Raw genomic sequence first — 6582 nt, 5'->3', positions numbered from 1 at the left:
TAGTGTCAATAATCGAGCCATCGGGTTTTCTGGGCAGGGATGCAAGCTCCCTGCTGAAAGCCGGCGGTGTGGTAACACCGGGAGTGAAGGACGCTATCGCACTGGTGATGGAGATGGGCGTTCCTCCGTCCTTACGCTGGGTAATGGTGAATGTTTGCAGACCGGAGGTGGCTTCCGTTATGGTTCCGGTAAGGTTGAAAATAGCCTTACGGTCGATGGGACTAACCGTGGCGGCACTACCGGTACTGTCTGTATCCACCTTGATCTCTATGACCGGGGAAGTTTTATCAATCCCATAATCCTGATGCACCATGGGACTGCGGTTTCCCGCCTGGTCAACCGCAAAAAGGTATAGGCTGTATTTCCCTTCCAGTTCGGTATCCGGGATAGAAATACTCCAGGATGATTTGGCGGTATTCGGGAATTCCATGGGAGCCGAAGACCAGGTGGCCAGGGCTGTGTCGTCGGCCGGATAGCTCCCACCGGCGTCCGGGGAGGTTATTTTATAGTAGAGCTTATTGACCACGCCGGAAGCGCTTGCTTCAGTTTCAGCGCCCGAACGGGGATCCCAAACGGAACCGTTTATGATGGCGACTCCCTTGAACCATTTTAAGAGCGGATGCGCAAGAGCATTGGCAATGGTAACGGTGGGAGGGGTAATATCCACTATTACATCCCGTTCAACCGTGGTTGTTCTGCCGGTTATGTCGGTGGCGACTATGACATAGTGATAGGAGCCGCTCTTGTTAGGATCCGTATCCTCAACATGGGCTCCGCTGCTGGTCAGGGGCAGTTTGTCCAGGGGGTTAAACAACGGTGTGCCGCCATTGTTCCATTTTTGGCCGGTACTCCAGTTGGCGCCGGAATTAAAAGGTGAAGCGCCAAAGTCAGGGTAGCTCCCGGAATAGCCGGGGTAGCCTAAACCCTTCAAATTGGCGGCGGCTCCGGGGTCGTTAATCAGGTCAATGGTTACGTCATAGGAAGTAGTGCCGCCCTTGGTCTGGGTTACTTTGAGGGACCGTAGGGCATTGGAATCGCCAACGGTTCCATCCAGGGTGAACTCGCTGCCCACCCACTTGCCGCCTGCTCCAATCGAAGTTTCCGTTAACAACGGCACATCCTTATCATAGGAATAGGGGAAGTATGTTTCGCTTAGCGTGGCCGGCCCGATGTCCGTGGCGCTGTTGGTGTAGTCTAAGCTTGCGTTCCGGTGACCCAGTTGGTCTACAGCCACAATCCATATACGCCGGTTCCCTTCAACTGGGTTGTTCGTAATAGCCGTGTTGATACGCCAGGCATTGATGTCGGTACCGCCGTATTGTGTCCAATTGTCAAAGGTAGCAGGCGGGGCAGGCGTGGTGTCAGGGGCGTCATAATAGTAAATTTTCGTCACCGTACCGGGGGACTTGTCGGTAGCGGAGCCGGAAATGTCTATATTCTCGCTCGTGAAGAAGGCCCGTGTACCGTTACCCGGGTTTGCAAGGTCAACACTGTGGGGTGCACTCACCGTGACCTCCGGCGGCCTGGTGTCTATGTACACGATCTGCTTTATGGCGGTGGGGGCTGGTGTGCGGCCGGCCATATCGATCAGGGTGAAGGTATAGGTATAGGTGCCGTCATAGTTGTGTGAAGACAGATCGGGAATAACCGCGCCGGTGGTCATGTCTCTGGGCAGGGCAAGCAACTCCCAGTTGAGGGATAGGGCGCCGGTACTTAACGGTGCTGTAAGCTGGCTGGTGATATCTATACTGTCCGCCACGCCCACTTTGCTCTGGGTTATGGTGAATGTATGCAAGCCCCAGGTATCCGCAATGTTCCCGGAAAGATCATACCGGTCATCCCGGTAGGGGGGAGGATCAAATTGGTCGGGGATTGCGGTGGAAATACCGCCGGTGTGGACATTCCCCACGGTGATAGATATGGTGGGATCTCCCATATCCAAACCGTATCGCTGGCTTGCCAGGGGAGAATCCGGGCCGCGGTTGCCGGCCTGGTCCACTGCATAGAGGTACAGGGTGTAGATCCCTTCAGCCTCACCGGTTTCGCCAATCGTAACGGACCAGCCCGCTTTGGTTTCATTTGGGAAATCTATGGTCGCCGGGAACCAGCCGGCGCTTGTGATTTCTTCGCTGTTGAGGCCCGGAAGGCCCGGGGCGGGCGGTTCGGCTGAGGGGGTTGTCCAGGCGATTTTCTTATAATAGATCTGGCGGACATGTCCCGTGGCGGCCGCTTCGGTCGTTTCGAGGGAGTTATAGGGATCCCAGACTCTGCCGCTTATTTGACCGAATCCCTGGAACCACCGTATGTTGGGGGAATAATTGGTAATGTCAATATGGGGTTTTTCTTTATCCAGCTGTACCGCGAGGGTTTTTGGGGTTGTCTTGAGGAACCTATCCTGGGCGATCAGCCCCACCGTAAGGTGAGGAGTGGACGTACTATTATCAATACCCGTTACATGGAAATTATATTGCGTGGTTATTTTGCCATCGGCCGTGGTGGTTACCGGCGCCGCAATAGAGGGTACGCCCGGCAGCACGTAGCTGGTAATATAGCTTATCAGATCCGCCTCAGTCTTTCCTGTGGCGGCAAGCTTGGCCGCGCCGTAGGAGCCAAAGTTATAGTGCAGAGCGGGGTCGATTACGGGGGTGTTAAACCAGATTGCGGACGGGACCCCGCTGCTAATCCACCGGAGGTAATCAAGATTCCAGTATTGGAGCGCGGTGGGCTCATACATTAATTGGGGGGGTCTGACTTCCAACTGCAGGGGGCCGTTGGCATCGGACACATCAACCTTCATGTCCAACTCTTCCGATACAAAGTCATTGTTTTGGATGCCAATGATATCAACCCCCGGGGATTCGGCGTCAAGGGCAAACCAAACCTGTTTTAGGGGCTCGTTACTCAATGCGGGGGCGCCGTCCTTCTTGGTGGCATCGTCCGCTATATATACCATTAAGCGGTACACGCCGTCGGGAAGGACGGCGTCGCCGGTTATACCGGCTTGCCCCAGATCCTGGCGGCTAAAGTTAAAGGAAAGGGATTTACCTTCCCGGCCGCTATACAGCTCGGCGTTGAAGGGTATTATTTTTTCATTGGTCTCCGGATCTCCCTCTTTGAGGATCCTGAACTGTACAGATTCCGGGCTGACCAGAATACCGTCATCGTCCTCCAGGGTTCCCCGGATACGGACCGAGGATTCCATGATATTCTCATAGGCGCCCTGCAGTTTTGCCGGTGTGTCTACGGTGTCGTTGATATCGGTAAAGGTAACGTAGGGCATATCCGAACCCTGGTTTACCCGGAGGTGGTAGCCGATGGTGTCGGTTCCCTTGAGCAGGGCGGCCAGGTTATTGGCCTTATCCTTGGCGGTGATAAATAGGTACAGTTCACCCTCATTTCCGGGGACCGCCAGGTTGGTATTCAGGGTTATCATGTCCGCTCCCGGGGAACTTATGCCGGTGCTGCCCGTATCGGGGGAGTCCAGGAGCTTATCCATGAATCCCGCCATCCACGCGCCATTGCCATAGGGTACCCAAGCACGTTCAACCCCCAGTTGGGGGTCGTACATAACATCCCTGTCCAGGACGCCGTTTCTCAGCGGCAGGATACTGGCCAGTTTAGCCGATTGGCTGGAGGGGTCGGCGAGATCGTTGCCATCGTAATTCACCCTGGCCAGGAGGTAGCGGAGGCGCCGTATTTCCCTGCCCGCGGCATCCACTTCGTGGATTCCCAGGCCGTTCTGGTCGAAGGGGGCCACGTTAATGGTCACCCTGCCGTTTACGATATACGCTTCCTTAATATTGAGACCGTTATCCACATTGAAGTAGGGAGTATCCTGATCATAGTACTTTTTGGTATACGTATTGGGTTCGGCGGGGTCCACATAGACGCCGGGGGCTACCCGGGTTATTTGTACCGTGGGGCGGGTGTTGTCGATGTAGATGGTTTGGGTATGGCTGAACCGCGCCCCGGCCCGGGAGACGGCCTGAACGGTAAATTCGTAGGTTCCCGAGTCAAACAGGAAGGTGTCGCCATCGGTTTTTATGTAGTAGCCGCCGGGGATTATGAAAAAGCTTTCCACGGTGCGGGATTTGGTGGCCGTACCGTTGATATCCAGATCCTGCAGGTTTTCGGCATTTGCTTCCCATGCAAGGGTGTGGAGGGTCGTTTCGCCGGATTTTCTGACCAGTAGATCTACCTCGCCGATGCCCATGGAGTGGGATGCCTTGGCTTCGACGAGAAAGGCTTCGCCCTGGTAGGTGTTATTGGGGGTAAAGTTTACTTCCAGGCGGGGTGTTTCGTAGGAGGCGACCACATGGACTTTCAGGTAATCGTAGTCAATGCCTTCGATGTTGTAGGAGGGCGGGAAAATCGTACTGATCCCTTCGCCCTTGCTGGTATCGGTAACCTGGAACTGGACCCGGTAATCTCCCACCTCCATGGGGTTGGCGAGCCGGGGATCCTTATATTTGCTTGGGTCCAAATCGTCTATTTCCTGGTGATCCGTGATGTAATACCGGAATTCCCGTCCCTTTGAACTTGCCAGGGAGGATGCGGGGTCAATGTCCCCCCAAACCGGCACATCCACCTCGGACCAGTAGGATGGCTTGGGCGTACCTTCGCGCCAGAACTTAATTTTGGGGGATTGGTACCGAACGCCCTGAATATCCGTGGCATACCCGATCAAAACACCGCCGGAATCAATGGAAAGCCCGTTATTTGCGACGGCAAGCTCCTCTTCAAGCAGCTGGGTCCGGTCTATGAGGCTGAAATTGGGGATATTGAGGTCGATCCGGGGGGGTAAATTCTTGATCGTATAGGATAAAATCTCGGTTTCGCTTGCTTTTCCGGTATTATCCACCGCCCGGAACCGCGCCAGGAGGATACCATCCTCCTCATTGGTGGTATTTTTCTGCCAAGTCCAGATCTTTCCATTCTCCGGCGGGCTAATTCCTATCCATTGGGGGCTTTCCTTTTGGAAATTTCCTTCCATGGCGGCGTATACAAAGACACCTTCCACCTTGATATCGTCATCTGCAAAGACATTAAAGTTTACCAGGCCGTTGAGGTAATCCCCTGCTTCGGGATCAAGAACGGTTACTTCCGGTCCGGTAATGTCTACACGGTTGCCTAATCCGGTTTGAATAGGATTATCGCAGGAAATCAGAATCCCAACCGCTAAAGCCACAACCACGCTTTTCTTAATAAACGATATCATCATGTACCCCTATAAAAAACAAAAGCTCGGCGGTGAGAGAATCACCTCCGAAAAGCTGAGAATAATAAACTGATTTAATGCCCAAAGATACTTTCATTTTTAATTACTTCTATTTTATTCGAAAGTGGAAAGAAATGAAAGATTCTTTTACAATATTGTATGAAATATTTGTCCTCCAGGGCAAAAATTTGTAAATGGAACCAAAAAGCACGATAAAAGCATAGGTTTTACACTTTCATACGTAAATGATGGTATAAAGTATCGGCAAAATGGGGTTAAAAACGGGGGGTTATCCACCCTTTCTGAGCTAAATTTGATCTACAAAATATTTTCTACGCAGTAAAGCATTTTTCACCTGAGCTCCCTATATCCGGTACGGCCCAAAAGCCGTAAAGGAGCACTCTATGAAACTACCATTCCTCTTTTCTTTTTTCGATCCGGACCTCCGCCGTCAGGCTAGGAAAAACGCCAGAACGGGCAAGGCGCTGGACCTGCTTTCGGACTTCGTCTTTAAGGCCCTGTTTACCGCCCATGACGAAGACTCCCAAACAGCCCTCCGCTGCCTCCTGTCCGCTTGTATCCACCGTCCGGTAACTTCGCTATCCATCCGGAATAGCGAACTCCTCCCGGAGTACCTCACCGGGAAGACCATACGACTGGACATTCACCTGGTCTTTAACGACGGCGAGCAAGCGGATATCGAGATCCAGGTTGACCGGACCAATGATGACATCAAGGTACGGGCCGTGGTCTATGCCGCCTACCTCCTTTCCAGCCAGGCCAAACGGGGGAAGTTCTACAAATCAGTTCCCAGGGTCTACCAAATATTCTTCCTCAACTTTATTCTCTTTCCCGGAAGTGATAAGGTCCCCCGGCGCTACACCATGCGGGAAGAGGATGAACATGACGAACTGAGTGAAGTGGTAAACGTAATTTTCTACGAACTGCCCAAGCTGAAGCGGATAGCCGATGGGTATTTTGCGGGGGAAATACGCTTGGAAGACTTGCCGGATGACCAGAAGTGGGGTATATACTTTAGGTACCGGAACGACAAACGGATGGCTGGGCTGGTAGAGGCCCTCTGCCGGGAGGAAGGGATTATGAACGCAGAACGGATGTTAAAAAAGATAAGCCGGACGGAAGAACAATGGGCCCGTGCGCTATTCCGAGAAAAGGCGGCGATGGATTATCGGTCCGAGATGTACGCCAGCCGGGAGGCCGGGAAGGAAGTCGGGCGGGAAGAGGCAGAGGCGAAATACAAGCCGATACTCGAGGAAAATGCCCAAGTTATTGAGGAGCTTAGGCGGAAGCTTCGGGATGCCGGGATAGATAGCTAAAACTACCAAAACGGACCACAGGGACTA

At 53.1% G+C, this 6582-nt stretch carries 2 protein-coding genes; one reads left to right on the top strand and one right to left on the bottom strand.

Features of this window, described 5'->3' with window-relative positions; genetic code table 11:
* Positions 1-5221: Ig-like domain repeat protein (locus TPRIMZ1_RS0113760; protein WP_198429942.1), on the bottom strand; the 5221-nt coding region annotated here is incomplete at its 3' end.
* 401 nt (positions 5222-5622) lie between these two features.
* On the opposite strand from TPRIMZ1_RS0113760, the gene TPRIMZ1_RS0113750 reads away from it, so the two are divergent.
* A complete protein-coding gene (locus tag TPRIMZ1_RS0113750) occupies positions 5623-6555 on the top strand; it encodes an Rpn family recombination-promoting nuclease/putative transposase (protein WP_010261126.1) in 933 nt (310 codons plus the stop codon).
* The last annotated feature ends 27 nt before the right edge of the window (positions 6556-6582 follow it).

Origin of the sequence: Treponema primitia ZAS-1 (genome assembly GCF_000297095.1) — a bacterium.
GTDB lineage: Bacteria > Spirochaetota > Spirochaetia > Treponematales > Breznakiellaceae > Termitinema > Termitinema primitia_A.
The sequence above is the reverse complement of the archived record's forward strand: the minus strand, read 5'-3'. Positions and strand labels throughout refer to the sequence as shown.

Coding starts and splice junctions, on each gene's coding strand:
- TPRIMZ1_RS0113750 (WP_010261126.1), top strand. CDS start 5,623: ATGAAACTACCATTCCTCTTTTCTTTTTTCGATCCGGACCTCCGCCGT.